Genomic DNA, 25,279 nt, shown 5'->3' on the forward strand with positions numbered 1-25,279 from the left:
GAACTGGCGGGGGCGTTCATGCGGTCTCCTGTTTTATGGTGCTGAAAAATTCAATATTCAGTACACTGAATATTAGGAAGATCCTCCGCCGAAGTAAACTACGCACGACAAATATTTATCGACGACCCATGAACCACACGAACGACGATGCCGGCGGCGGCCTGCCAGCCCTGCTGGACCTGCACGAACACCCTGGCCACCTGCTGCGCCGCGCGCAGCAGATCTCGGTCTCCATCTTCCATGATGAAATCGGCGGCGAATTGACGCCGGTGCAGTATGCGCTGCTGCGCACCCTCGCCGCCCGTCCCGGCATCGACCAGGTGACGCTGGCCGGCCTGGTGGCGATCGACACGTCGACCGGCGCCAGCGTGTGCGCCCGGCTGGAGGAAAAAGGACTGCTGGAGCGGAAAGTCATCCCGCACAACCGCCGCCAGCGCGCGCTGACGATCACCGCCAGTGGCGCCGCGCTGCTGACCCGGCTCGACCCGGCCGTGCACCGGCTGCGCGAACGGCTGCTCGCACCGTTGACGGACCGCGAGCAGGCGCAGTTCATGCGGCTGCTGGACAAGCTCGTGCTGGAGAACAACGAGCACAGCCGCGCGCCGCTGGCCCGGCCGGACGCGGCCTAGGCCACCGACACCAGCCGGTCCAGTTTCGCGCCATCGTCCAGCAGCTCGCGGCTGTCCGAGTCATGCACGATGCACCCGCGATCGAGCACGATGGCGCGCTGCGTCAGCGACAGTGCCAGCCGCGCATGCTGTTCGACGACGATCACGGACAGGCCTTCGTCGCGCACCAGCTTGCGGATCACCGCCAGCAGCTCCTGCACGATGATCGGCGCGAGGCCCTCCATCGGCTCGTCGAGCAGCAGCATGCGCGGGTTGGTCATCAGGGCGCGGGCGATGGCGACCATCTGCTGCTCGCCGCCGGACAGCTGGTTGCCCATGTTCGAGCGCCGTTCCTGCAGGCGCGGGAAGACCTCGTAGATCTTCTTCACGTCCCACCGCCCCGGCCGCGCGACCACCGTCAGGTGCTCCTCGACCGTCAGCGACGGATACATGTGGCGCTCCTGCGGCACCCAGCCCAGGCCCGCGCGCGCCCGCTTGTAGGGCGCGACGCGGGCGATGTCCTTGCCGGCCCACCGGATCGCGCCCTTGTGCAGCCGCGTCAGGCCCATCAGCGTGGTGAGCAGGCTGGTCTTGCCGACGCCATTGCGGCCCAGCAGCGCCAGGCTGTCGCCCTCGTCCAGCGCGAACGATACGTCTTCGAGCACGATGGATTCGCCGTAGCCGGCCGTCACGCGGTCCACCGCCAGCAGTTCAGTCATGGCCGCCCTCCCCCAGGTACACTTCCTTCACGCGCGGATCGGCGGCGATTTCCGCCGGCGTCCCTTCGGTCAACACCTTGCCGCCGACCAGCACCGTGATGCGCTCGGCGAACTTGAACACCAGCCCCATGTCGTGTTCGATGAACAGGATCGTCACGTCGCGCGGCAGGCCGGCAATCACTTCGAACAGCTCGCGGCTTTCCGCCTGCGGAATGCCGGCGGCCGGTTCGTCGAGCAGCAGGATCTTCGGCTGCGTGGCCAGCGCCAGCGCGATTTCCACCAGCCGCTGCTTGCCGTAGGCCATGCTGCGCGTGATGCTGTTGGCCTGGTCGGCCAGGCGCAGCGAATGCAGCAGCGCCATCGCTTCGTCGACCATGTCGTGATGCCGCGCCACCGTTTTCCACCACACGTTCTGCACGCCGCGCCGTTCGCCGATCGCCAGCACCACCGATTCCAGCACGGTCAGGCCGGCAAACAGCGTGTTGATCTGGAACGTGCGCGTCATGCCGCGTTTCACGCGCTGGTGCTGCGGCAGGCCGGTGATGTCTTCACCGCCCAGGAATACGCGGCCAGTGGTCGGCGCGAAGCCGCCCGTGAGCAGGTTGATGAACGTCGTCTTGCCCGCCCCGTTCGGGCCGATCAGCGCATGCCGGGCGCCCGGCGTGAATGTCAGCGACACGTCGCTGTTGGCCTTGAAGGCGCCCCAGCTTTTCGACAGGCCTTCGGTCCTCAATGTAGTATCAACTGCGGTAGTATCAACTGCGGTTGTATCCATGCCGCTCATTTGTTCTCCTTCCGTTCGCGCAGGCGTTCCAGCAGGTTGGCGAAGCCGCCGACGATGCCGCCCTTGGCGAACATCACGATGCACACCAGCAGCAGCCCGATCCAGAATTGCCAGTAGGTGGGATTGATGCCGGCGATCTTGTCCTGGGCGATCATGAACACGGCCGCGCCGATCAGCGCGCCGTACAGGCGCCCGGTACCGCCCAGCACGAGCATGATCAGCAGTTCCGCCGAGCGGGGGAAGCCCAGCATGTCGAGGCCGACGAACTGCGTGGTCTGCGCCAGCAGCGCTCCGGCGATGCCGGCCACCACGGCGCCCACGGTGAAAATCGCGCGCAGCCTCGAGTTGACGTCCGCGCCGACGGCCGGCATGCGGCGCCCGCCTTCGCGAATGCCGCGCAGGCTCAGGCCGAACGGCGAGTTCACCAGCCGGCGCAGCACGAGGAAGACGAGGAACAGCACCACGTAGCTGTACACGAAGCCGGTTTTCCCTTCCAGGTCGAACTCGAACACGCCCAGCAGGTTGCTCACCATCATGCCGGACAGGCCATCGACACCGCCCGTCAGCCACGATGCCTTGTTCGCGGCTTCGAACAGCATCAGGCCGATGCCCAGCGTGACCATCAGGCGTGTCAGGTCCTGCCCGCGCACGACGAGGAAGCTGACGATCCAGCCGAACAGCCCCGCCACCACCGCGCCGGCCAGCAGGCCCGTGACCGGCTCGCCCCAGCCATGCACGGACAGCAGGCCGGCCGTGTAGGCGCCCAGCCCGAAAAATGCCGCATGACCCAGCGACACGATGCCCGCGTAACCCAGGATCAGGTCCAGCGACAGCGCGAACAGGCCGACGATCATGATCTGGCTGGTCAGCACCAGGTACTGCGGGAACAGGAACCAGCTCGCCACAGGCAACAGCCAGAAGACGAATTCCAGCGGGTGCCAGCGGCCATCGGGCAGGCGCGGCACGGGCAGCGCCGCGGCCGGCCGCACCGGCGCCTTCTCGGCGACTTCCACCTTCGACATAGCGTTCATGCTTTCCTCCTGATCAGGCCAGCGGGGAATGCCAGCAGCAGCACCACCATCAGCGCGTAGATGACGAACGCGCCGATCTCCGGCACATAGTATTTGCCGGCCACGTCGAATACGCCGAGCACGATGGCGGCCAGCAGCGGACCGGTGATCGTGCCCGCGCCGCCGACGGCGACGACCAGCAGGAAGTACACCATGTACTTGACGGGGAAGCTCGGATCCAGGCCCAGTACGTCGATACCCAGGCCGCCGCCCAGTCCGGCCAGGCCGGAGCCCAGCGCGAACGTCAGGCTGAATACGCGGCTGACGTTGATGCCCAGGCCTTCCGAGGCGGTGTGGTTGTCGACCGATGCGCGGATCTGCGCGCCGAAGCGGGTGCGCTCGATCAGCAGCCCGAGCAGCACGGTAACGACGACGACGACGCCGATCAGGAAAAGCCGGTAGCTGCCCACATCGAGGCCGAACAGCGATACCTGGCCGCGCAGCCATTCCGGCAGCGTGACGGGTTGCTGGGTGGGGCCGAAGAAGTACGTGGCCCCCGCCACCGCCATGAAGGTCAGGCCGATCGAGAACAGCACCTGGTCCAGGTGGCTGGCCTTGTACAGCCGGCGGTACAAGGTGCGCTCGAGGATGAAGCCGACGCATGCCGCGGCCAGGAAGGCCAGCGGCAAGGTGGCGAGAAATGGCACGCCGGCGCGATCGAGCAGCATCACGCAAACGTAACCGCCCAGCATCGCGAACGCGCCGTGGGCCAGGTTAATGAAGTTCATCATGCCCATCGTTACCGACAGGCCGACACTGATCATGAACAGCAGGCTGCCGTACGCCACGCCGTCGAAAAGGACGCCGATCATCGCCGCCCTCCGTCATGGAAATGCATAATTGTCTCCTCGATTCTCCAAGATCGATCGCACGGGTACCGCTCTTTGCCGGCTCGCCATGCTACTGATACCAACGCGTGCTTACATGCGCTTTACCTTCGTCATACCCGCGTACTCATGCCCGCGTATTCATACCCGCGCACTCATACTCTTTCGATGACGATGGCGATGCCCTGCCCCACGCCGATGCACATGGTGCACAAGGCGAAGCGCCCGCCACCACGGTGCAGCTGGTTCATCGCCGTGGTCACGAGGCGCGCGCCGCTCATGCCGAGCGGGTGGCCCAGCGCGATCGCGCCGCCCCAGGGATTGACGCGGGGATCGTCCTGCGACAGGCCCAGTTCGCGCAGCACGGCGATGCCCTGCGACGCAAACGCTTCGTTCAGTTCGATCACGTCGAACTGGTCCAGCGTCATGCCCAGGTTGGCCAGCAGTTTCTGCGTGGCCGGTGCCGGGCCGATGCCCATCACGCGCGGCGCCACGCCGGCCGTGGCCATGCCGACGATGCGCGCCTTCGGCACCAGGCCATGCGCCGCTGCCGACTTTTCGTTCGCCAGCAGCAGCGCGCAGGCGCCGTCGTTGACGCCGGACGCGTTACCCGCGGTAACGGTGCCGTCCGGACGAACCACGCCCTTCAGCTTGGCCAGCGCATCCAGCGTGGTGGCGCGCGGATGTTCGTCGCGCGCGAACACGACCGGTTCGCCTTTCTTGACGGGGATCGTCACCGCCATGATCTCGGCATCGAACCAGCCCGCTTCCTGGGCCGCCACCACGCGCTGCTGGCTGGCCAGCGCGAAGCGGTCCTGGTCTTCGCGGCTAATGCCGAAGTCCGTGGCGACGTTCTCCGCGGTTTCCGGCATCGAGTCGGTGCCGTACAGCTTCTTCATCAGCGGATTGGGGAAACGCCAGCCGATCGTGGTGTCGTAGATCGCCGCGTTGCGCGAGAAGGCGCTGTCGGCCTTGCCCATCACGAACGGCGCGCGCGTCATCGATTCCACGCCGCCGGCCAGCATCAGCGACGTATCGCCGGAGCGGATCGAGCGCGCGGCGAGGCCCACGGCATCCATGCCGGAGCCGCACAGGCGGTTGACGGTGGTGCCGGGCACGCCCTGCGGCAGGCCCGCCAGCAGCGTCGACATGCGCGCCACGTTGCGGTTGTCCTCGCCGGCCTGGTTGGCGCAGCCGTAGATGACGTCGTCGATCGCTTCCCAGTCGACGGTGGGGTTGCGGCGCACCAGTTCGGCCAGCGGCAGCGCGCCCAGGTCGTCGGCGCGCAGGTCCTTCAGGGCGCCGCCGTAGCGGCCGATCGGGGTGCGGATCGCGTCGCAGATGAATGCTTCGGTCATTTCGTGTTCTCCGTTTCTTGAAGCCCTGCAATCAGCGGGGCGGCGGTGCGGCTTTGCAGCTCGTCGAACGTCAGGCCTTCGACCATCTCGCGTACGACGAGGCCGTCGGAAGTGACGTCGATCACGGCAAGGTCCGTGTAGATGCGATTGACGCAGCCGATCCCCGTCAACGGGTAGCTGCACTGTTCGACGATCTTGCTTTCCCCGGACTTGGTCTGGTGATCGGTCATCACGAAGACCTGGCGCGCGCCGATGGCCAGGTCCATCGCGCCGCCCACGGCGGGAATCGCATCCGGAGCGCCAGTATGCCAGTTGGCCAGGTCGCCGCCGGCGGATACCTGGAACGCGCCCAGTACGCAGATGTCGAGATGGCCACCGCGCATCATCGCGAACGAGTCGCCATGGTGGAAATAGGCGCCGCCGGTCAGCAACGTGACCGGCTGCTTGCCGGCGTTGATCAGGTCTTCGTCTTCGTCGCCGGGCGCCGGAGCCGGGCCCATGCCCAGCAGGCCGTTCTCGCTGTGCAGGAAGATCTCGCGGTCGGCCGGCAGGTAGTTCGCCACCATCGTCGGCAGGCCGATGCCCAGGTTGACGTAGGCGCCTTCGTGGATGTCCTGCGCGACGCGCCTCGCCATATCGTCGCGGCTCATTTTTTTGATAGTCATTGCTTGCCTCCTTGTGCTTCCTCCTGCACCACGCGCTGCACGAAGATGCCCGGGGTGACGATGTGTTCGGGGTCCAGCTCGCCCAGTTCGACGATGCGCGTGACCTGCGCGATCGTCACCCTGGCGGCGGTGGCCATGATCGGGCCGAAGTTGCGCGCCGTTTTACGGTACACCAGGTTGCCCCAGCGGTCGCCGTGCAGCGCCTTGATCAGCGCGAAGTCGGCGTGGATCGGCGACTCCAGCACGTAGTTCTTGCCGTTGATGGTGCGCGTTTCCTTGCCTTCGGCCAGCAGCGTGCCGTAGCCGGTCGGCGAGAAGAAGCCGCCGATGCCGGCACCGGCGGCGCGGATGCGCTCGGCGAGGTTGCCCTGCGGCGTCAATTCCAGCTCGATCTCGCCGGCGCGGTACAGCGCATCGAACACCTGCGAATCCGCCTGGCGCGGGAACGAGCAGATGATTTTCTTCACCCGCTTCGCCTTGAGCAGCGCGGCCAGGCCGGTTTCGCCGTTGCCGGCATTGTTGTTGACGATGGTGAGGTCGCGCGCGCCCTGCGCGATCAGCGCGTCGATCAGTGCGGCCGGCATGCCGGCGTTGCCGAAGCCGCCGATCATCACGGTCGCGCCGTCATGGATGCCGGCCACGGCTTGCGCCATGGTGTCGATAGTCTTGTCAATCACGGGTGTTTCCTCCTGCCTTGAATGAGATTCCGGTGTTTCCAAATGTTCGGTAATCGAACTATAATCTGTTAATCGAACACCCTCAGTGTCGCACCGCCGGTTGCGAAGGTCAAGGAAAAAACCGGCATGAAGGCGGCGTTCCATTAAAATCGCAGCACTTTCCAGAGACCGTGATGACAACTACAACCAACAAGACCACCCCGGCCGAGCGCGAAGCCACGATCGCCGAACAGATCGAGGCGCTGGCCGATCCCAGCTTCATGACGTCGCTGGCGCGCGGGCTTGCCGTGCTGCAGGCGTTTTCCGATTCGCGCCGCAGCCTGACGATCGCGCAGATCAGCCAGAAGACCGGCATCCCCCGCGCCGCCGTCAGCCGCTGCCTGTACACGCTCAAGCAGCTCGGCTACGCGGATTCGGACGTCAACAATTACTCGCTGCGGCCGAAAGTGCTGACGCTGGGTTATTCCTATCTGTCGTCCACGCCGCTGACCGTGTCGGCCCAGCCTTATCTGAACCAGATCAGCCGCACGCTGAACGAATCGTGCTCGCTGGCGGTGCTCGACGATAACGAGGTGCTGTACGTGGCCCGCTCGGCGACATCCCGCGTGATGTCCGTCGCGCTGAACACCGGCAGCCGCCTGCCTGCCTACTGCACGTCGCTGGGCCGCGTGATGCTGGCCCACCTGCCGGAAGCCGATCTGCTGGCCTATCTCGACAAGGTGCGCCTGAAGCCGCTGACCGAACACACGATCACCACGCAGAAGGGATTGCGCGCCATGCTGGCCCAGGTGCGCGAGCAGGGCTTCGCGATCAACAACGAGGAACTCGAGGTCGGCCTGCGCTCCATCGCGGTTCCCGTGCGCGGCGCCTCCGGCACCGTGCTGGCGGCGCTGAACGTCGGCGCCCAGGCCGGCCGCGTCAGCGCACGGCAGATGGAAGAGCAGTTCCTGCCCGTGCTGCAGCAGGGTGCCCGCGAACTGGCGGTGCTGCTGCCCTAGGAGCCGGCGCGGCCGGACCGCGTTTCGCCGCGCAGATGCCCGTGCATCGCCGGCCGGGCGCACCTGGTCCGGACTGGTTCAGAAGTGGTGCCGCAGGCCGGCCATGATGCCCCGCTGCGGCTTCCCGGCGCCCACGCTGCCGCCGGCATCGAGCGCCACGGCGGCGACGCCGTCGTTGTTCATCAGCCCCAGCGCGCCGTAGACGGCGGTGCGCGTCGACAGGAAATAGGTCAGCCTTGCCACTGCCATGTCGGTGTCGTCGCCGCTGCGCTTGACGTTCTTGCGTGCCACCTGCGCGTCGAAGGTCAGCAGTGGAGTGACGGGGTGGCTCACGCCCAGGTAGTACAGCGCCGATTCCGTGATGCCGCTGGCCGCGTCGGTCTTGCGGTCGATGACGCCGGCGCCCAGCTTGGTGCCCTTGATCATCCAGTAGCCGTTGACGGTCACGCGCCGGTCGAAGTGGCTGCTGCTGGTCAGGCCGCCGGCCGCGCCGGTATTCCCGTACAACTTGTCGAACGAAGCGTTGATGCCGTAGGCCTTGACTTCATAGCCGAGCAGCGCCGTGACCTGGCGGCAGGCCTTCGAATCGGCCGGCGACTCGCCCGCGCAACCGGTGGCGGCCGGGCCGCCGGACGACGACGTGTCGCGTCCGAAGCTGTAGGTGGCGCCGGCCACTAACCCGTCGAAGTTGCCGAGATAGCCGATCGCATTGTCGCTGCGCGCGTTGGGCAGGTAGGGATCGATGCTGCCGATGGCGAACAGGTTCGGGCCCAGCACGTCCGCCTTCAGGCCGGCGATGTACGTCATGTTGACCTGGCGCCCCAGCGTCAGCGTGCCCCACTTGCCTTTCAGGCCGATGTTGGCCGCGCGGCCGAACAGGCGGTTGCCCTGCCCCATCGTGCCGGTGTCCGGGCCGAAGCCGCTTTCCAGCGTGAAGATCGCGGACAGGCCGCCGCCCAGGTCCTCAGTGCCGCGAAAGCCGATGCGCGACGGGAACGATCCCGTCAGCGACGCCACCTTCGTCACCGAATCGCCGGCGGCGTTCGTGTTGTCCACGTGCGCCACCGCCGTATCGATGATGCCGTAGATCGTGACATTGCTCTGCGCCTGCGCGGCGCCCGCTGCCAGCAGCACCAGTGCGCCTGCCGCTGCCGCGCCCATGCGCCGACCCTTGCCCTTGCCATTGCCAATACTGCGGCCACGCGCCCGTTTGCCGGTGATTCCGTTCATGCCTGTCTCCTGTAGATATTATGGTCGCTCGATTCGCTGTTCGATGATCGAACAATCGATTGCTTATCGAACGCTAAATCGATACTATGACCGTTACCGGGCGTTGTCAAGAATCTCAAGAAACCTGATGAACGGCGCGGTGTTCGATAACAAAGGAGACAACCATGAAATACACGATCGCCGCCGTGCTGGCAGGCGTACAACTGTTCGCCCTGCCGGCGGCTCACGCGCAGGACACCATCAAGGTCGGCGTGATCGCCGCGTTTTCCGGCCCGTTCGCCGACTACGGCAAGCAGATGGAAGGCGGCATCAGGGCCTACATGGCGCAGCATGGCGACACGGTGGCCGGCAAGAAGATCCAGCTGATCATCAAGGACACCACCGGCCCTTCTCCGGAAATCGCGAAACGCCTGGCGCAGGAACTGGTGGTGCGCGACAAGGTCGATTTCCTGGCCGGCTTCGGCCTGACGCCGGAGGCGCTGGCCGTGGCGCCGATCGCCCAGCAGGCGAAAAAGCCGATGATCATCATGAACGCGGCCACCTCGGCGATCACGACGAAATCGAACTACATCGTGCGCTTCTCGATGACGCTGCCGCAGATCTCGGCGCCGATGGGCACCTGGGCGGCGAAGAACAAGTTGAACAAGGTCGTCACGCTCGTGGCGGACTACGGCCCCGGCCTCGATGCGGAAGCGGCGTTCAGGAAAACGCTGGAAGGCGCCGGCGGCAAGGTGACGGAATCGATCCGCGTGCCACTGCGCAATCCGGAATTCGCCCCGTTCATCCAGCGCATCAAGGATGCGAAGCCGGATGCGATCTTCGTGTTCGTGCCGGCCGGCGAGCAAAGCATCGCGTTCATGAAGGGCTACCGCGAACGCGGGCTGGCCGCTGCCGGCATCAAGGTGATCGCCACCGGCGACCTGACCGACGACCACGTGCTGCCGGCGATGGGCGACGCCACGCTGGGCGTGATCACCACGTTCCACTACTCGGCCGCGCACGACTCGCCCGAGAACAAGGCATTCCTGAAGAGCTTTGCCGCCGCCAATCCGAAGGCCGGCCGGCCCAACTTCATGGCCGTGGGCGCCTACGACGGCATGGCCGCGATCTACGACGTGGCGCGCAAGCTGAACGGCAAGATCGACGGCGACAAGGCGATGGCGGTGCTGAAGACCATGAAGCTGAACAGCCCGCGCGGCCCGATCGCCATCGACCCCGCCACGCGCGACATCGTGCAGACCGTCTACGTGCGCGAAGTGAAGAAGGTCGGGAACGAGGTCTATAACATCGAGTTCGACAAATTCCCCGACCTGAAGGATCCGGGCAAGCAGTAAGTCCAAAAAACTGGGGACGTACCCCTGTTGTCCAGCAATTTCTGTAACGGGAAACTGGGGACGTACCCCTGTTCTGGAGCAATTCTGACGCGACAACGAAGTCGTATGGCGCAGCCGCCTTGGCGTTCAGTGGCACCATCAGCCATGACCTGGCAACGCCTGCTGGACTGTGAGACAGGCTCCGGGCGTGTTGCGGTCTTGCCTGGAAACAGGGGTACGTCCCCGGTTTTGATGGCCTGACGACGCCTGCCAGTGTGTCAGGCCGGCTGCGGGCGAGTCCCGGTCTTGCCTGGAAACAGGGGTACGTCCCCAGTTTTCCGTTCCAGTTTCCCGTCACAGAAATTGCCGAACAACAAGGGTACGTCCCCGGTTTTGCAGTGGGTTAGGTGACCGGTGTGAGAAGAGGCTGCCCGGCGAAATGCGCGAGCAGGTTGTCGACGACCAGCTGCCCCATCGCGTGCCGCGTTTCGACGGTGAGGCTGCCCACGTGCGGCGTCAGCACCACGTTCGGCAGCGCGGCCAGCGCGGCGGGGACCGACGGCTCGTCGGCGAACACGTCCAGCGCCGCGGCGCCGAGGCGGCCATCGGCGAGCGCGGCGACCAGCGCCGGCTCGTCGACCACCGAGCCGCGCGCGATGTTGACCAGCGTGCCCTCCGGCCCCAGCGCCTCCAGCACCGCCGCATCCACGGTAGCGCGCGTGTCCGCGCCGCCCGGCGCGCAGAGCACCAGGTAATCGCTGTCGCGCGCCAGTTCAAGCAGCGACGCGGCACGCGGCACCGTCACGCCCGCCTTCACGTTCGGCTGCCAGTAGCGCAGCTGCAACCCGAACGCGGCCAGCCGCGCGGCGACCGCCTGGCCGATGCGCCCGAAGCCGTAGATGCCGGCGACCTTGCCGCGCAAGGCGCGCGCCGGCTTGACCGGCACGCCGGCCTGCCACTGGCCGGCGCGCACATAGTTATCCAGCGCAGGGATGCGGCGCGACGCCGACAGCAGCAGTGCCACCGCCAGGTCCGCCACGTCGTCCGTCAGCACACCGGGCGTGTTCGTGACGGCGATGCCGCGCGGGCGTAGCGCGGCGAAATCCACCGCGTCGACGCCGATGCCGTTCACCGCCACGATCTCGAGCCGCGGCAGCTGCGCCGCCAGGGCCGCGCCGATGCCGGCCATGCCCGTCGTGGCGACGCCGCGCACCGCCGGCGCCACGCCGGCGATGAAGGCGGCACGGCCTTCCGGCGCCACCCGCCACACATGGTGGCAGACGAAATGCTGGTCCAGCTGCGCCATCACGGACGCCGACGGGCTGGCCGCCATCACGAGGATTTCCGGTTTCATGTTTTTTATTCATGAGTGAACGATCGTCCATTCTAGTGGGGATGACACTTTCTTACAATTTCCTCACATCTCGGAATTGAATGGAAGGCAATATACGTCCCTTCCATATAAGGATCAGATAACCAGGACGATGACTGCTCTTCCTCCGCCGTGCATCCACCGCCGTTTCGAGCACCAGGCCGCACTCACCCCGCATGCCATCGCACTGCAGGGCCCGGACGGCAGCGTGACGTACGCGGACCTGAACGCGGCAGCGAACCGGCTGGCGCGGCACCTGCAGCGGCGTGGCGCGCGTCCCGGTGCGCTGGTGGCGCTATGCCTGGAGCGCGGTGCGCCGCTGGTGACGGCGATGCTCGCCGTGCTGAAAACCGGCGCGGCCTACGTTCCCGTCGATCCGGCCGATCCGTCGGCGCGGATTGCCTTCATGCTGGCCGATGCCGACCCGGCGGTCACCGTGACGCGGCGGGACTGCGCCGCCATGCTGTGCCCGCGCATCGCCGCGCTGTGGCTCGACAGCGCGCCCTGGGCCGAGGAAGACGATGCCAACCTGCAGCGCGATGTCGACGGCGGCAGCCTGGCCTATGTGATCTATACCTCCGGGTCGACCGGCCAGCCGAAGGGCGTACTCGTCGAGCACCGCCAGCTGGCCAGCCATGTCGATGCATTCGGCGCGCTGGCCGGCCTGTCGCCACGCGACCGGGTGCTGCAGTTTTCCGCGCCGGCGTTCGACGTGCTGGCCGAGGAAGTGTGGCCGACGCTGCTGCACGGCGCCACGCTGGTGCTGCGCGATCCTGGGCCGGCGGATGCGCTGGCGGCCTTCACGCGGCAGGTGGAGGAACGCCGCATCACGGTGCTGAACCTGCCCGCTTCGTTCTGGCACCCGTGGTGCAAGCACGTGCTGGCGGCTGGCGCCGCCGTGCGGCTGCCGGCGCTGCGCCAGTTGATCGTCGGCAGCGAAGTCGTGCAGCCGGGCAGCGTGCGCGCCTGGCAGGCCCGCTTCGGCACGCGGGTCGCCATCGCCAACGCCTACGGCCCGACCGAAGCGACGGTCACCGCCACCGCCGCACAGTTGCCGATGCTGCCTGCCGGTGCGGCGCGCGTGCCGATCGGCCGGCCGCTGGCCGGCACCACCGTGCGCGTGCTCGATGCCGCCGGCCGGCCGGTGGCGCCGGGCGAGCCGGGCGAACTGTACATCGGCGGCGCGCGCCTGGCGCGCGGCTACCTGAACCGGCCCGACCTGACCGAGGAACGCTTCGTGCACGTCGACGGCGAACGCCTGTACCGCACCGGCGACCTGGGCGCGCAACTGCCGGACGGCAGCCTCGATTTCCTCGGCCGCATCGACGGCCAGCTGAAGGTGCATGGCCAGCGCGTCGAGCCGGGCGACGTGGAAGCCTGCCTGGTGCGCCATGCCGGCGTGGCGACCGCGCTGGTGGTGGCCGACGAGGCGCGCGGACAGCTGCTGGCCTACGTGACGCCGGCCGATGGCGCAACCGCTCCGGACCCTGCCGAACTGCGGGCGCTGGCGCGCGCGGCGCTGCCGCCCTACATGGTGCCGGCCGCCTACGTGCGCCTCGACACGCTGCCGCTGACGGCGAACGGCAAGCTCGATCGCAACGCCCTGCCCGCGCCAAATGCCGCGGCCTTCCCGGCCCGCGACTTCGATGCGCCGCAGGGCGAGGCCGAAAGGGAACTGGCAGCGCTGTGGTGCGCGCAGCTGAAGCTGGCCCACGTGAGCCGGCACGACGATTTCTTTGCGCTGGGCGGCGATGCGCCGGCCGCGCTCGGGCTGGTCGAACTGCTGCGCGAGCGCGGCCACGGCGTCGACATGCGCACCTTCTGCCAGCGGCCCACGGTCGCCGCGCTGGCCGTGCTGCCGGTCTTCCCGTCACCGCCCCGCATCGACACCGGGCGGGCATTCTTCCGCACGATGCTGGCCGGCGCAGGCACGCCGGCGGCGCCGTTCGGCCTGGACGGCGTCGGCACGCCGGAACTGGCGCGTCGCCACGTCGATCCGGCACTGGCGCTGCGCCTGCGCGCCGCGGCCCGGCAGCGCGGCCTGATGCCGGCCAGCCTGTTCCACCTTGCATGGGCATGCGTGCTGGCGCGCGGCACCGGCCGCCGCGATGTGGTGTTCGCCACCATGCTGCCGGAAAGCCCCGGCGCCGGCGGGGCCGCCGGGGCCGTGCTGCCCCTGCGCATCACGCTGGACGACACCGGCACCGCGGACGCCCTGCACGCCATGCACCGGGCAATCGCCACGCTGGTCGATCACCGGCATGTGCCGCACGCGGGCTGCGCCCCGGCCGCGCTGCTGCATTACCGCCATGCCGGCGCCGACACGCCGGCGCGGCCCGGCAGCCCGCTGGCGCTGACGGTGGACGACCTGGGCGACGGTTTCCGCCTCACCGCGCAATGTGCCGCCACGGCCGGCCCCGCACGCATCTGCGACTTCATGCTGTGCGCCCTGGCGGCGCTGGCCGACGCCCTGGAGCAGGCACCCGGCACGCCGGTCGCCGCCCTCGACGTCCTGCCGCCGGCCGAGCGCGCGCAACTGCTGCGCTGGTCCGGCACGACGGACTTTCCGGACCGGGGCTGCCTGCATCGCCTGGTGGAAGCGGTGGCCGCCCGTTCACCGGACGCGGTGGCGCTGACGGACGACGGCGCCGCCGTCAGCTACGGGGCGCTGAACGATACAGCCAACCGCCTGGCCCACTACCTGCAATCGCTCGGCGTGGCACCGGACGTGCCGGTGGCGCTGTGCATGCCCGCCGGCACGCTCCTGGTCGTGGCCGCGCTGGGCGTGCTGAAGGCCGGCGGCGCCTGCGTGCCGGTCGACGCCGCGGCCGGCGCCGGCCGGATCGGCGCCGTGCTTGCCGATGCCGGGGCATCGATCCTGCTGACGGTACAGGCCGCGCAAGTGCCGGCCGGCAACGCCACCGTGCTGCGGCTGGACGGTGCCGGCGCGTGGCGGGCGATGCCGCGCGCCAATCCGGCATCGGCGGTCGCGTCGTCGCACCTGGCCTGGATCGTCTACGAGGACGGCGACCGCGGCGTGGCGCTGGAACACCGCAACATCACGCGGCTGTTCGATGCCGCCGGCCGCTGGATCGATGCCGGCCCGGCCGACACCTGGGCCGTTTGCGCGTCCCCGGCCACCGACTTGTTCCTGTGGGAACTGTGGGGCGCGCTGCTGGCGGGCGCCCGTGCCGTACTCGTGCCTGAAGGGAAACGCACGACGGCCGCGCTGGACCGCCTGCTGCACGACGAAAGGGTCACGATACTGACGCAGGAGGCGCAGGCGTTCGCGGGCATCGCGCTGGCCCGGCTGCCGCCGTTCCTGCGCCACGTGGTGGTGCGGGGCGAACTGCCCGCCACCGGGCCGGACGGGCACCGGCATGCCGCCAGCCCGGCCGGCCCCCGCCTTCTGGCGATGCACGGCAGCGCCGAAACCGGCGTGCACGCCGCCTGCCGCCCGGCAGGCGGCACCGGCACGGACGAGGCGGACCGGACACCCGGCACGATCGGCCATCCACTGCCGGACATGGCGGCCTTCGTGCTCGATGCCGACGGCCGGCCGGCGCCGCTCGGCGTGCCGGGCGAACTGCACGTGGGCGGCGCCGGACTGGCGCGCGGCTACCTGCATCGGCCGGGGCTCACGGCAGCCCGCTTCGTCGCGCATCCGCTGCTGCCGGGCGGACGCCTGTTCCGCACCGGCATAACGGCGCGCTGGACGGCCAACGGCATGCTGGCCGCCTGCCGGGGCGCGCGGTCCGCCCGCGCCGCGGCAGGCGTATCGCCAGGCGCGGTGGCGGACGAGGCCGCCGGCGAAGCCCGGGACGATGCCGGAGACGATGCGCAGGCGTCCGGCATGATCGCGGCGTGAGCCGCGACAGGTGACGCTGGCCGGCGCAGCGGATCAGCGCGCCAGGTACCGAACCCATCGGCTGTCGAGAAATTTTACAGTCAGCTGTTTGGCGTATTTCCTTAATGAATTTATAAGATTGACGTTTTTAACAAAATCAACGCTTTAGCTCATCGTGGCTGAGATCAGGCATGTTTTATGCATATGCTAATGCAAAAAAAATAATGTTTGATTTCTTAACCTTTTACAACTTGGAGCCATACGTGAGCAAAATGAAAAGCGCCCTCCTGGGCCTGGCAGTAGCGATTTCTTCGATTGGTGCCGCATCCGCCGCACCGCAAACCGTGGGTGGCGTTACCTGGGATCCTGAATACGGCCTGGACTTCTCGTCGTCGTCGGTGCAGATGCACCAGATCTTCGAGGACGATGGTTCGGCACGCGGCTACGGTATCATCTCGACGATGAACGGTACCGGGCAAGACCAGTTCTGCCCCGGCTGCGAACTGACGATCGTGTACGGCGGCTACAATCCTTCCAGCGTCACCGGCAATACGACGCTGTACACCGGCGGCTTCGTCAACATCTATGTGAATGACGGCCCATCGACGATCAACCCGTATGACCCTCTGTCGATGAACGACGGTAACGTCGGCCTGGGCACTCTTTGGCTGAGCCTGTCTGGCCACGAGTACGAAGGCGCCACGCTGCGCGGTACGGTCAATTCGATGATGCCGCCGAACCTGAGCGGCCTGGGTCAGCTGGATGTCGTCGGTGGCGTTGCCGCTCAATATTTCGACACCAATGCGCAAGTCGACGGCGCCGACCTGTCGTTCTCGACCAGCTTCACGCAGCCGTATCCAGGCCAGCCGAACCATGTGGTCGGCACCGGCAACTTCTACGGCATGACCTCGGCTGTTCCGGAACCGTCCACGTACCTGATGCTGGGCGCCGGCATGCTGACGCTGGCCGCGCTGCGTCGCCGCAAGCAGCGTTAATCAATCAGCCGCCGGCATGCCGGCGGCTGTTCGCTACCGCACTGTCGAAATTTTTTACACCTCAGCCGGGCAACTTGCCCGGCTTTTTTTATGGCGCTGTTCGCTTTAAGTCGGTGAACGTTCGACCAGAACCATTGTCTGATCTCCTGTTGAGATACTTCATGCATATCAGGAGGCACAATGGGCGCAGCCGATGTCAGCGTGGTGTTGAAGGTGCTGGAGCAAGTCCAGCTTTCCGATGCGGAAATCGCTCTTCTGCAGGGCGTTCTCGCCAATCTTGTATTACCCGGCCACTGCCTGCGCCTGATCGAGGAGGCCGCGGGCAGCCGATCGTGCCCCGCCTGCGGCGGCAATCGGTGCCACCGCTGCGGCCAGGCCAACGGCTTGCAGCGCTATCGCTGCGTCGCCTGCCGGCGCAGTTTCAACGCCCTGACCGGGACGCCCCTCGCCCGCCTGCGGTTGCGCGACAAGTGGCTGCCGTATCTGCAATGCCTGATCGATTCAGTCACGGTTCGCAAGGCAGCTACGCGCGTCGCGGTGGCAAAGTCGACAAGTTTCCGCTGGCGCCACCGCTTCATTGCCGCCGTGCGGCAGGAGCCGCCTCCGCAATTGTCCGGCATCGTCGAAGCCGACGAAACTTACCACCTCGAATCGCAAAAGGGCTCGCGCAACCTGGATCGCCCGCCCCGCAAGCGCGGCGGCAAGGCGCGCCGGCGCGGCATCAGCGCGGAGCTGGACTGCATCCTCGTCGCCCGCGACCGCAACCGGCAAACCTGCGACTTCGTCACCGGCCGCGGCCCGGTAACCGCCGAGCAGTTGGCCAGACACTTGCTGCCGGTGCTGGCAGCGGACGTCCTGCTCGTGAGCGACGCGGCCAATGCCTATAAAGCGTTTGCGCGGCAGGCCGGCATCACGCACGAGGCGGTCAACGTCCGGGCCGGCATCCGGGTGCGCGGCGCCATCCACATCCAGGAAGTCAATGGATGGCATGGCCGTTTCAAGACCTGGCTGCGGCGGTTCAACGGCGTGGCCAGCCGCTACCTGGCGAACTACACGGGCTGGCAGCGCGTGCTCGACGCCGCCCGGTTGACGGCTCCCGCGCATTGGCTCCAGTCTGCCGTGGCCGCCAATCGCTAGCGCCGCCCGACGACAGGCGACAGCGACAAGCATGGAAAGTTCCGTACCGCTGGGAAAAACCGACTTGACGCGAACAGCGCCTTTTTCATGGCTGCGACGCGCCTCGCGTCCCGCCTGCCTATCGTGCAGCCGCGGCCCGGATGAACTGCACTGTCAAGTCCGGCTGGGCAATGGGCAGCATGTGCCCGCCCTCCACCACTTCCAGCACCGCGTGCGGCACCTTGCAGACCAGTGACTCGCCATGTTCGCGCCACGGCAGGATGCGGTCGTTCCGCCCGAACAACACGGCTACCGGCATGCGCAGTTCGCCATATCGGCTGCTGTAGGCGGGCAATTGCTCGGGTAGCGCTCCCATGTCTTCCGCCGCGGCCAGGAACTGGCTGGGCCGCAGGCCGAGCAGGCCGCCGCCCCGGGTCGAGAAGTCATGCGGCACCGGATCGGGCCCGAATACCTCTTCCAGGACGGCGCCGCCGCATGCGATCGCCCCGGGCGTCGCCACGGTCCATGCCATCAGCCGGCGCAGCAGCGGCGAACGCGTGGCCAGACCGCGAAATGCCGGCGGCGTTTCATCGGGCAGGTGCGTCAGCGGCGCGAGCAGCGACAGGCCGGCCACGCGCTCCGGGAAATCCAGCGCCAGCGCCAGCGCCACGGCGCCGCCGAACGAGTGTCCGACGACGAGCGGGCATTCCAGCTCCAGCCGGTCGATCAGCTCGGCCAGCGCGGCCGCCTGTTCGCGCAGGCCGGCCCGGGTGCCGGGCCGCCGCGTCGAGTAGCCTGAGCCGGGCCGGTCCACCGTCACCACGCGATGGTGATGCGCCAGTTGCCGCGCCACCTCGTAGGTGAAGTGCGCCATGTGGCCGCCCAGCCCATGAATCATCAGCAGCGCCGGCCCCTGGCCCTGCTCGCGCACGTGCAGGCGGGCGCCGCCGACATTGATGAAGATGCCCTGCGGCGGCAGCGCCGCCTCGACCTTGCGCTCCACGTGCCGCGTAAACAGCGCGAGCCCGCCCGCGACGGCGGGCACGGCCAGGCCGGCCGCGGCAGCCGCGATCGTCGCCAGCGCCGGCATCAGCGCACCACCTTGCCCGGGGAGCGCCCAAAGCCGCTGGCGGCGCCGGTCACCACGGCGACTTGTCGCGTTACGTTCATGTGTGCTTTCTCGTGCGCCGTGGCGCAGATGCCGCCGCGGTGACGCTGGCTGGCATTCGTTTATTATCGATGGGTTAATAACGATACTTTAGCCAATCGGAATAATGAAAGCAACGGCGGCGAGGGGCCGCCAGCCCGCAGGCAGCCTGGCACGGCCCGTCACACCCCGCGCAGCTTGAACACGGCCACCGAGGCGTCGAGCTGGCGGGCCTGTTCGCGCAGCGGCTCGGCCGCGGCGGCCGCCTGCTCGACGAGCGCCGCATTCTGCTGCGTGGTGCTGTCGATGTGGGCGATCGCCTCCATCGAACCGGCCTGAGACTCTGTGCAACTGGATATTTTTTTGCCCGGGACAGGCACGCCACGAAAGGACGCCACGACTGGCACGCCGTGCATCGCTTGACGGGCAGCTTGTGTACACTGGTGTTTTTTAGACCATATTACCGATGTCCATCTTCTCCAAGGCCGCGATCAAGCACGAGGCGGACGTGGCCGCCGCCCAGCAGGCCGTCCAGGAACAGGCCGCGCGCCAGGCCCGGCTCGACTTTCGCGAGCAGTACCGCACCACGCTGGAAAACGTGATCCGGCCGCAACTGGCCGCGATGCGCAAGCAGATGTACGAGCACGACTACGATGGCAAGATCGAGGAAGGCAACGATGGCTGGAACGACTTCGTGCGCCTCACCTTCGTGCCCGACAAGAACCGGCTGGCCGCGCACGCCGGCCGCGATGCCTGCACGCTGACCTTCACCGCGCTGGAAAACAGCTGCCTGCTGGAATGGGAAAGCGCGTACGACCGCCACGCCCGCGACGGTACGGGCAAGGAAGGCGGCACGATTCCCTGCGGCCAGCTGACGGCCGAGCGGCTGGAACAGATGCTGGCCACCTTCTTCGAGAAGGCCTTCGAGGCACGGCGACTGCGCCGCATGCCATGATGTCCGCGGCGCCCCGCCTGCCCTGAACCGCCGCCCCGGATCGTTCGGCCCGGATCAGCTCAGGCAGCCGCGCCGGCGCGTTCCAGCACGACGGGAATCTGCTTGAACGCCGGCGTGTTCGAGCCGCGCGCCACCAGCGCCGGCGACAGCAGCGGCGTCAGTTCGGGGAAATAGCCGAACACGTCGTCGCTTCCCTGCGCGGTCGCCACCAGCCGGATGCCGTCCACGTGCCGCTCGATGCCGTCCGGCGACGCGGCGCGCACGCGCACCACGTCGCCGTCGGCGAAGCCCAACCTGGCCAGCGTGCCGCGGCCCACGAACAGCAGGTGACGCGTGCCGTGCACGCCGCGGTAGCGGTCAACCTCCCCTTTCGGATCGCGGTAAACCGTGGTGTTGTACTGCCGGTGCGCGCGGATCGTGGCCAGGCACAGCACCCGGTCGCCATGCTGGGCGCGGGCGCGCGCCATGATGGTATCGGCCGGCAGCGGGTGTGCGACGAAGCGGGCCTTGCCGGCGGACGTACGCCACTCGCGGCGCGCCGCGCTGTTCGGCAGGTGGAAGCCTTTTTCGCGACGGATCAGCTCGTTATAGCCGGTAAAGCCTTCGACGGCGCCCTCGGCCACGCGCTCGATCAGCGCGCGCGTGGCATCGTAGTCGGTGCCGATGGTTTCCCAGTCGATCGGCGTGTCCGGCAGCGTGTGCCTTGCCAGCCGGCTGACGATGAACGGTTCCGAGCGCAGCAGTTCGCCGGCCGGGCGATTCCTGCCCATCGACGCGTGCACCATCGACGCCGTATCCTCGACGCTGACGAACTGCGGGCCGGATGCCTGCAGGTCGAGTTCGGTGCGGCCCAGGCACGGCAGCAGCAGCCCGGTCTTGCCGGGATACAGGTGGGTGCGATTGAGCTTGGTGGCGATGTGCACCGTCAGCCGGGTGCGCGACAGCGCGGCCAGCACGCGCGGCGTGTCCGGCGCGGCCACGGCGAAATTGCCGCCCAGCGCAACGAATGCCTGCACGCTGCCGTCCAGCAGGCCGTCGATCGTGCCGATCGCATCGCGCCCGGGGCCGGCCGGCGGCGTGAAGCCGAATACCCTTTGCAGGCCGGCCAGCCAGGCCGCCTTGGGCCGGCTGGTGATGCCCACCGTGCGGTCGCCCTGCACGTTCGAATGGCCCCGCACCGGCATCAGCCCGGCGCCGGGCTTGCCGACATTGCCGCGCAATAGCATCAGGTTGACGAGTGTCTGGATCGTTTCGATGGCGAATTCGTTCTGGGTCAGCCCCATGCACCAGGCGGCGATCGTGGCGGGCGAAGCGATGTAATAGCCGGCTGCTTCTTCCATCTGGGCGCGCGCCAGGCCGCTGGCCGCCTCGAGGTCCGGCCAGGCCTGGCCGGCTACCAGCTCGCGGAAGGCCGCGAAGCCGTCGGTATGCGTATCGATGAATTCCCGGTCGGCCGCGCCGCGCTCCAGCACCGCCTTGGCGATGCCGGTGATGGCCGCCAGGTCGCCGCCGACGCGCACCTGGTACCAGGCATCGGCCAACTGCGTGCCGCCGCCGCCCAGCAGTTCGCCAGGCGACTGCGGATCGGCGAACGCTTCCAGCCCGCGCTCGCGCAGCGGGTTGAAGACGACGATGCGGCAGCCGCGCTGCTTCGCCTCGCGCAGGTCGCCCAGCATGCGCGGATGGTTCGAGCCGGGATTGTGGCCGAAGCTCATGATCAGCTGCGCGTGGGCGAAATCGGCGCGCGTGACGGTGGACTTGCCGACGCCGATCGATTCCGCCAGGGCCTGGCCGGACGATTCGTGGCACAGGTTCGACGAATCCGGCAGGTTGTTGGTGCCGAAGGCCCTTGCGAACAGTTGATAGGCAAAGGCGGCTTCGTTGCTGCTGCGGCCGGACGTGTAGAACGCGGCGCGGTCCGGGTCGCCGAGCGCGCGCAGTTCGGCGCCGGCCAGCGCGAACGCGGCATCCCAGCCGATCTCGCGGTAGGTGTCGCTGGCGGCGTCGTACAGCATCGGCGCCGTCAAACGGCCCGCCGCCTCCAGCTCCACGTGCTCCTTCGCGCGCAGCGCCGTGACCGTGTTGGCGGCGAAGAACGCGGGCGTGGCGCGCGCCTTGCCGGATTCGTGGGCGATGGCCCATGCGCCCTGCTCGCAGAAGTCGACCGATTTGCTGTCCGGCGAATCGGGATAGGCGCAGCCGGGGCAGTCGACGCCCTGCGGCTGGTTCAGCCGCGGCAGCGTGGCCAGCGCCTGGGCGCCGGGGTTGCCGATCAGCGCCTTGGCCGTGCCGTGCAGCGAACCGAAGCCGCCGGCCGGCTTTTCATATGGAACGATGGGAATGGCGATGGGGATGGTCTTGGTCATCCCCGTATTGTAGCGTTACGATCGCGTTTTCAGATCAGCTCGCGGGCCCGAAGCTCATCCTTGATGTAGGCATAAAACACCGGCGCGGCAATCACGCCGGGAACGCCGAACACTGCCTCGGCGAACAGCATCGCCGCCAGCAGCTCCCAGGCGCGCGCATTGATGTGCGAGCCGATGATGCGGGCATTCAGGAAGTACTCCAGCTTGTGCACGATGACCATGAACGCCAGCCCGGCAACGGCCACGTGCAGCGAATGCGACAGGCTGACGACGACCAGCACCGTGTTCGAGATCAGGTTGCCGATCACGGGCAGCAGTCCGGCCAGGAACGTGATCGCCACCACCGTCTTCGACAGCGGCAGGTGCACGCCGGCCAGCGGCAGCACGATGAACACGAAGATCGCCGTGATGACCGTATTGATCCCCGAGATCCACACCTGGGCGAAGACGATGTTGCGGAACGCGCAGGACAGGAAGCGGGCGCGCTGCAGCAGCGCCTCCATGAACGGGCGGTGCGGCGCGCCATCCTCGTTGGTGTCGTGCAGCGACGCCATCAGGCCGATCACCATGCCGAGCAGGATGCGCGTCAGCGTCTTGCCCACCTCGGCGCCGGCCGCCTGCGCGGCACCGGCATGTTCGCGCAGCCACGCGGTGACGGCTTCGCGCAGCGAGTACGCATCGACCGGCAGGTGCTCGCTGATCCAAGGCGGGATCTGGTCGCGCGAGGCATCGATGATATCCGCCATGCGCACGAACAGGTGGGTCACGCTGTAGGAATCGATACGCAGCAACACGACCAGCCCCCACGTCGCCAGCGCGATCAGCCCGACCAGCAGGGTGCCGATCACTGCGGCGGCCACCATCCGTGCCCGCACGTCGCTGATGCGCCGGCCCAGCGCCGGCGCGATCGCATGGATCAGCGAGAACATCAGCAAGCCGGCAAACAGGGCGCCCAGCAGGCCGTTCTTCAGCACGAGCAGCAGGAACAGGGCGATGAGCAGGTAGGAAGCGATGACGCTGTAGCGGGTTTGAAGGTTCGGCGACATGGTGGCGTGGGCGGTTGAGCCGGCATTATGCCTCAGCGGATCACTTAACTGCGCGGCAATTCCGCCAACATTCCTTCCTTGTCCAGCGCATGGCGCGCCAGGTCGCGTGCCAGGAACAGGTTTCCCGCATATTCGGTACGCGCCTCCGCTTCGATATCGGCCAGCGTCAGCGTACCGTGGCTATCCTGGTAGCGCGGGCTGAAATGCGTCAGCACCAGGTTCGGAACGGCCGCCTCGCGGGCGAACCGCGCCACGCGCAGCGCGGAACTGTGCTGCGGACCCGGGCCGACCTTTTCCAGGATCGCTTCCGTATACGTGGCTTCGTGCACCAGCACGTGGGCACCGCGCACCGCGTCGGCCAGCAGCGCCGGCGTATCGTTGTCGCCGGCGACGACGATGCGGCGCGGGCGGCGCGGCGGCTGCAGCACGTCGGCCGGGCGTACCGCGCGGCCATCGGGCAGCGTGATGTCGTTGCCGGCCTGCAGTGCGCCCCACAGCGGTCCACGCGGCACGCCGGCGGCGGCCAGCCTGTGCGCATCGAGCCGGCGTTCGACGACCTTCTCGGTGAAGCCGTAGGCATACGACGGGATGCGGTGCGACAGCCGGTGCGCGGAGACCGAAAGGTCGGACAGCAGGCCATCCCGGCCGGCCTCCTCCACGTCGATGAATTCGACCGGATACGGCAGCTGCAATGCCGTGGTGTCCATCACCCCGCGCACGTAGCGCTCCAGCGGCGCCGGCCCGACGATGGCCAGCGGCGCCTTGCGGTTCAGCAGGCCCGCGCTGGCCAGCAGTCCCGGCAAACCGTAGCAATGGTCGCCGTGCAGGTGGGTGATGAAGATGGCGCGCAGGTCGTGCGGCGAATGGTGTGTTTGCAGGATGCGGTGCTGCGTGCCCTCCCCGCAATCGACCAGCACCCAGCCGTCGGCCGTGCGCAGGGCCAGGCCCGCCACATTGCGCGTTCTGGTGGGCGTGCCCGATGAGGTGCCGAGGAATTGCAGTTCCATATGAAGCCTGTGGTTGCCGGTGGCCGGATGCGGGATGCGGGATGCGGGATGCGGGATTATCGGCGATTCCCGGCCGGCACGGCGTTCCGTGGATTATTGCTTCACAAGCTCCACGCGCCGGTTCTTCTCGCGGCCCGGCTCGGCATCGTTCGAGGCCACCGGGGCATACGCGCCAACGCCCTTCGCGCTCAGCCGCTTCGCATCGATCCTGTAGTCGGTGGACAGCGTCCTGACGACGGCCTCGGCACGCTTCTGCGACAGGTCCATGTTGTGGGCAACCGAGCCCTGGTTGTCGGTGTGGCCGACGATGTGCACCTTCAGCTTGCTGTCCTGCTGCAGCAGCTTGGCCATCTCGGCGAGCGCCTCCTTCGACTCGGGCTTGACGGCGGTCTTGTCGGTGTCGAAGTACACGCCATACACGGCCACCTTGCCTTCCGCGGCAAGGCTCTTCGCCATGTCGCCGGCGTTCAGCGCGGTGCTGACCTTGTCGGCCTCCATCGGCTTGCCTTCGACGATCTGCAGCGAAACGCCACCGAAATAATTGCGCAACGGCGGTGCGACGAGCACCGCGACGTGGACCGTGGTGCCATCCGGCTGCGTTCCCTTTGCCACCAGGTAGCGCGGCTCGGAAAGGCCCGCGTTGAAAGCATTCTGGAAATCGGCGCCTTTCAGGAAGCCGTCGCGCAGCAGGTAGCTGGAGTTGTAGTACGACTGCAGATTGCCGCATGCCTCCTTCTCGCACGAATAGAGAACCTTCAGGCCCGCTTTCGCAATGGCCGCCTGGTAATTACGAAACACTTCGAGGCCTGAACGGTCCTTTCCGAAGACATAGCCGATGCGCGTATATTTTCCTTCCGGTTTCAGGAGGTTATCGACCTGCAGCGCATTGTTCTTGAAGTAAGGCTTGCTGGCCGGCAGTTCCGCCTGCTCGTATTGCTTGAGATCGTACGCGATCAGCTTTGATCCTTCGAACCGGGACAGCAGCGGATGATCCTGCGCTCCCTTCACTTCGCGGAAATTCAGTTGAGCAAAGGCGGCTTGCGATGCAGCGGCGCAGCACAGCAGGGCAATGAACGGTCGAACGCGCATGATGAACCCGGGATGAGTTGAAAGTATCGGGGATTCTAGGGATCAAATGCTTTTTTGCCAACGACAATTCGATTGCCGCCGTTGCCGCCG

22 protein-coding genes are annotated in these 25,279 nt (G+C 67.4%); 7 read left to right on the top strand and 15 right to left on the bottom strand.

What is annotated here, in order from left to right:
• Positions 1-128 precede the first annotated feature (128 nt).
• Positions 129-629 carry a MarR family winged helix-turn-helix transcriptional regulator gene (locus ACY34H_RS04620; protein ID WP_464976309.1) on the top strand — a complete coding sequence of 167 codons (501 nt, stop codon included), beginning with the start codon at positions 129-131 and terminating at the stop codon, positions 627-629.
• On the opposite strand, the gene ACY34H_RS04625 is transcribed toward ACY34H_RS04620, so the two are convergent.
• The 7 genes from ACY34H_RS04625 to ACY34H_RS04655 all read right to left on the bottom strand — a co-directional run bounded on the left by ACY34H_RS04625 (position 626) and on the right by ACY34H_RS04655 (position 6,708).
• Positions 626-1,327 carry an ABC transporter ATP-binding protein gene (locus ACY34H_RS04625; RefSeq protein WP_464976310.1) on the bottom strand — a complete coding sequence of 234 codons (702 nt, stop codon included), beginning with the start codon at positions 1,325-1,327 and terminating at the stop codon, positions 626-628. The genes ACY34H_RS04620 and ACY34H_RS04625 overlap by 4 nt on opposite strands.
• On the bottom strand, positions 1,320-2,102 hold the full coding sequence (locus ACY34H_RS04630; protein ID WP_464976311.1) for an ABC transporter ATP-binding protein: 783 nt from the start codon (positions 2,100-2,102) through the stop codon (positions 1,320-1,322). The genes ACY34H_RS04625 and ACY34H_RS04630 overlap by 8 nt, the downstream gene beginning before the upstream one ends.
• A 5-nt stretch (positions 2,103-2,107) precedes the next feature.
• The gene (locus ACY34H_RS04635) at positions 2,108-3,142 is read right to left on the bottom strand and encodes a branched-chain amino acid ABC transporter permease (protein WP_464976312.1); all 1,035 of its coding nucleotides are present in this window, start codon (positions 3,140-3,142) and stop codon (positions 2,108-2,110) included.
• Positions 3,139-3,993 (bottom strand): branched-chain amino acid ABC transporter permease, encoded by an 855-nt coding sequence (locus ACY34H_RS04640; RefSeq protein ID WP_464976313.1) that lies wholly within the window; start codon positions 3,991-3,993, stop codon positions 3,139-3,141. The genes ACY34H_RS04635 and ACY34H_RS04640 overlap by 4 nt, the downstream gene beginning before the upstream one ends.
• Before the next feature lie 170 nt (positions 3,994-4,163).
• Entirely contained in the window at positions 4,164-5,366 is a 1,203-nt protein-coding gene (gene pcaF / locus ACY34H_RS04645; protein ID WP_464976314.1) for a 3-oxoadipyl-CoA thiolase, read from the bottom strand.
• Positions 5,363-6,025, bottom strand: a complete 663-nt coding sequence (locus ACY34H_RS04650) for a CoA transferase subunit B (protein WP_464976379.1) — start codon at positions 6,023-6,025, stop codon at positions 5,363-5,365. Before ACY34H_RS04650 ends, pcaF begins: the two co-directional genes overlap by 4 nt.
• A gap of 2 nt (positions 6,026-6,027) precedes the next feature.
• Entirely contained in the window at positions 6,028-6,708 is a 681-nt protein-coding gene (locus ACY34H_RS04655; RefSeq protein WP_464976315.1) for a 3-oxoacid CoA-transferase subunit A, read from the bottom strand.
• A 173-nt stretch (positions 6,709-6,881) separates the two neighbouring features.
• On the opposite strand from ACY34H_RS04655, the gene ACY34H_RS04660 reads away from it, so the two are divergent.
• Positions 6,882-7,706: an IclR family transcriptional regulator domain-containing protein gene (locus tag ACY34H_RS04660; RefSeq protein ID WP_464976316.1), complete on the top strand. Its 825-nt coding sequence runs from the start codon at positions 6,882-6,884 to the stop codon at positions 7,704-7,706.
• A 78-nt stretch (positions 7,707-7,784) separates the two neighbouring features.
• On the opposite strand, the gene ACY34H_RS04665 is transcribed toward ACY34H_RS04660, so the two are convergent.
• Complete coding sequence (locus tag ACY34H_RS04665; protein WP_464976380.1) at positions 7,785-8,867, bottom strand: porin; 1,083 nt, start codon at positions 8,865-8,867, stop codon at positions 7,785-7,787.
• 233 nt (positions 8,868-9,100) lie between these two features.
• On the opposite strand from ACY34H_RS04665, the gene ACY34H_RS04670 reads away from it, so the two are divergent.
• Positions 9,101-10,270 carry an ABC transporter substrate-binding protein gene (locus ACY34H_RS04670; RefSeq protein ID WP_464976317.1) on the top strand — a complete coding sequence of 390 codons (1,170 nt, stop codon included), beginning with the start codon at positions 9,101-9,103 and terminating at the stop codon, positions 10,268-10,270.
• Positions 10,271-10,652: 382 nt separating this feature from the next.
• On the opposite strand, the gene ACY34H_RS04675 is transcribed toward ACY34H_RS04670, so the two are convergent.
• Positions 10,653-11,603, bottom strand: a complete 951-nt coding sequence (locus ACY34H_RS04675) for a 2-hydroxyacid dehydrogenase (RefSeq protein ID WP_464976318.1) — start codon at positions 11,601-11,603, stop codon at positions 10,653-10,655.
• A 130-nt stretch (positions 11,604-11,733) separates the two neighbouring features.
• Here ACY34H_RS04675 and ACY34H_RS04680 point away from each other — a divergent pair, with 130 nt between their 5' ends.
• The 3 genes from ACY34H_RS04680 to ACY34H_RS04690 all read left to right on the top strand — a co-directional run bounded on the left by ACY34H_RS04680 (position 11,734) and on the right by ACY34H_RS04690 (position 17,600).
• Positions 11,734-15,489, top strand: a complete 3,756-nt coding sequence (locus ACY34H_RS04680; protein WP_464976319.1) for an amino acid adenylation domain-containing protein — start codon at positions 11,734-11,736, stop codon at positions 15,487-15,489.
• A gap of 251 nt (positions 15,490-15,740) precedes the next feature.
• Entirely contained in the window at positions 15,741-16,463 is a 723-nt protein-coding gene (locus ACY34H_RS04685; RefSeq protein WP_464976381.1) for a PEP-CTERM sorting domain-containing protein, read from the top strand.
• Positions 16,464-16,670: 207 nt separating this feature from the next.
• On the top strand, positions 16,671-17,600 hold the full coding sequence (locus ACY34H_RS04690; protein WP_464976382.1) for an IS1595 family transposase: 930 nt from the start codon (positions 16,671-16,673) through the stop codon (positions 17,598-17,600).
• A gap of 118 nt (positions 17,601-17,718) precedes the next feature.
• Here ACY34H_RS04690 and ACY34H_RS04695 read toward each other — a convergent pair whose 3' ends face one another.
• Together ACY34H_RS04695 and ACY34H_RS04700 are read right to left on the bottom strand one after the other, a co-directional pair.
• Positions 17,719-18,669 carry an alpha/beta fold hydrolase gene (locus ACY34H_RS04695; protein WP_464976320.1) on the bottom strand — a complete coding sequence of 317 codons (951 nt, stop codon included), beginning with the start codon at positions 18,667-18,669 and terminating at the stop codon, positions 17,719-17,721.
• A gap of 239 nt (positions 18,670-18,908) precedes the next feature.
• On the bottom strand, positions 18,909-19,052 hold the full coding sequence (locus ACY34H_RS04700) for a hypothetical protein (RefSeq protein ID WP_464976321.1): 144 nt from the start codon (positions 19,050-19,052) through the stop codon (positions 18,909-18,911).
• Between the two features lie 140 nt (positions 19,053-19,192).
• Here ACY34H_RS04700 and ACY34H_RS04705 point away from each other — a divergent pair, with 140 nt between their 5' ends.
• Positions 19,193-19,681, top strand: a complete 489-nt coding sequence (locus ACY34H_RS04705) for a hypothetical protein (protein ID WP_464976322.1) — start codon at positions 19,193-19,195, stop codon at positions 19,679-19,681.
• Positions 19,682-19,740: 59 nt separating this feature from the next.
• Here ACY34H_RS04705 and ACY34H_RS04710 read toward each other — a convergent pair whose 3' ends face one another.
• The 4 genes from ACY34H_RS04710 to ACY34H_RS04725 form a co-directional block, all read right to left on the bottom strand.
• Positions 19,741-22,047, bottom strand: coding sequence for an FdhF/YdeP family oxidoreductase (locus ACY34H_RS04710; RefSeq protein ID WP_464976323.1), 2,307 nt, complete (start codon positions 22,045-22,047; stop codon positions 19,741-19,743).
• A gap of 29 nt (positions 22,048-22,076) precedes the next feature.
• Entirely contained in the window at positions 22,077-23,093 is a 1,017-nt protein-coding gene (locus ACY34H_RS04715) for an AI-2E family transporter (protein WP_464976324.1), read from the bottom strand.
• Positions 23,094-23,137: 44 nt separating this feature from the next.
• Positions 23,138-24,100 carry a ribonuclease Z gene (locus ACY34H_RS04720; protein ID WP_464976325.1) on the bottom strand — a complete coding sequence of 321 codons (963 nt, stop codon included), beginning with the start codon at positions 24,098-24,100 and terminating at the stop codon, positions 23,138-23,140.
• Positions 24,101-24,193: 93 nt separating this feature from the next.
• Complete coding sequence (locus tag ACY34H_RS04725; protein ID WP_464976326.1) at positions 24,194-25,189, bottom strand: OmpA family protein; 996 nt, start codon at positions 25,187-25,189, stop codon at positions 24,194-24,196.
• Positions 25,190-25,279: the final 90 nt, after the last annotated feature.

The organism is Pseudoduganella sp. jia 9, assembly GCF_055502615.1.

Bases quoted from the DNA above. Each gene is read 5' to 3' on its own strand.
- ACY34H_RS04620 (WP_464976309.1), top strand. From the start codon at position 129: ATGAACCACACGAACGACGATGCCGGCGGCGGCCTGCCAGCCCTGCTG.
- ACY34H_RS04625 (WP_464976310.1), bottom strand. From the start codon at position 1,327: ATGACTGAACTGCTGGCGGTGGACCGCGTGACGGCCGGCTACGGCGAA.
- ACY34H_RS04630 (WP_464976311.1), bottom strand. From the start codon at position 2,102: ATGGATACAACCGCAGTTGATACTACCGCAGTTGATACTACATTGAGG.
- ACY34H_RS04635 (WP_464976312.1), bottom strand. From the start codon at position 3,142: ATGAACGCTATGTCGAAGGTGGAAGTCGCCGAGAAGGCGCCGGTGCGG.
- ACY34H_RS04640 (WP_464976313.1), bottom strand. From the start codon at position 3,993: ATGATCGGCGTCCTTTTCGACGGCGTGGCGTACGGCAGCCTGCTGTTC.
- pcaF (WP_464976314.1), bottom strand. From the start codon at position 5,366: ATGACCGAAGCATTCATCTGCGACGCGATCCGCACCCCGATCGGCCGC.
- ACY34H_RS04660 (WP_464976316.1), top strand. From the start codon at position 6,882: ATGACAACTACAACCAACAAGACCACCCCGGCCGAGCGCGAAGCCACG.
- ACY34H_RS04665 (WP_464976380.1), bottom strand. From the start codon at position 8,867: ATGGGCGCGGCAGCGGCAGGCGCACTGGTGCTGCTGGCAGCGGGCGCC.
- ACY34H_RS04670 (WP_464976317.1), top strand. From the start codon at position 9,101: ATGAAATACACGATCGCCGCCGTGCTGGCAGGCGTACAACTGTTCGCC.
- ACY34H_RS04675 (WP_464976318.1), bottom strand. From the start codon at position 11,603: ATGAAACCGGAAATCCTCGTGATGGCGGCCAGCCCGTCGGCGTCCGTG.
- ACY34H_RS04680 (WP_464976319.1), top strand. From the start codon at position 11,734: ATGACTGCTCTTCCTCCGCCGTGCATCCACCGCCGTTTCGAGCACCAG.
- ACY34H_RS04685 (WP_464976381.1), top strand. From the start codon at position 15,741: ATGAAAAGCGCCCTCCTGGGCCTGGCAGTAGCGATTTCTTCGATTGGT.
- ACY34H_RS04695 (WP_464976320.1), bottom strand. From the start codon at position 18,669: ATGCCGGCGCTGGCGACGATCGCGGCTGCCGCGGCCGGCCTGGCCGTG.
- ACY34H_RS04700 (WP_464976321.1), bottom strand. From the start codon at position 19,052: ATGGAGGCGATCGCCCACATCGACAGCACCACGCAGCAGAATGCGGCG.
- ACY34H_RS04705 (WP_464976322.1), top strand. From the start codon at position 19,193: ATGTCCATCTTCTCCAAGGCCGCGATCAAGCACGAGGCGGACGTGGCC.
- ACY34H_RS04710 (WP_464976323.1), bottom strand. From the start codon at position 22,047: ATGACCAAGACCATCCCCATCGCCATTCCCATCGTTCCATATGAAAAG.
- ACY34H_RS04715 (WP_464976324.1), bottom strand. From the start codon at position 23,093: ATGTCGCCGAACCTTCAAACCCGCTACAGCGTCATCGCTTCCTACCTG.
- ACY34H_RS04720 (WP_464976325.1), bottom strand. From the start codon at position 24,100: ATGGAACTGCAATTCCTCGGCACCTCATCGGGCACGCCCACCAGAACG.
- ACY34H_RS04725 (WP_464976326.1), bottom strand. From the start codon at position 25,189: ATGCGCGTTCGACCGTTCATTGCCCTGCTGTGCTGCGCCGCTGCATCG.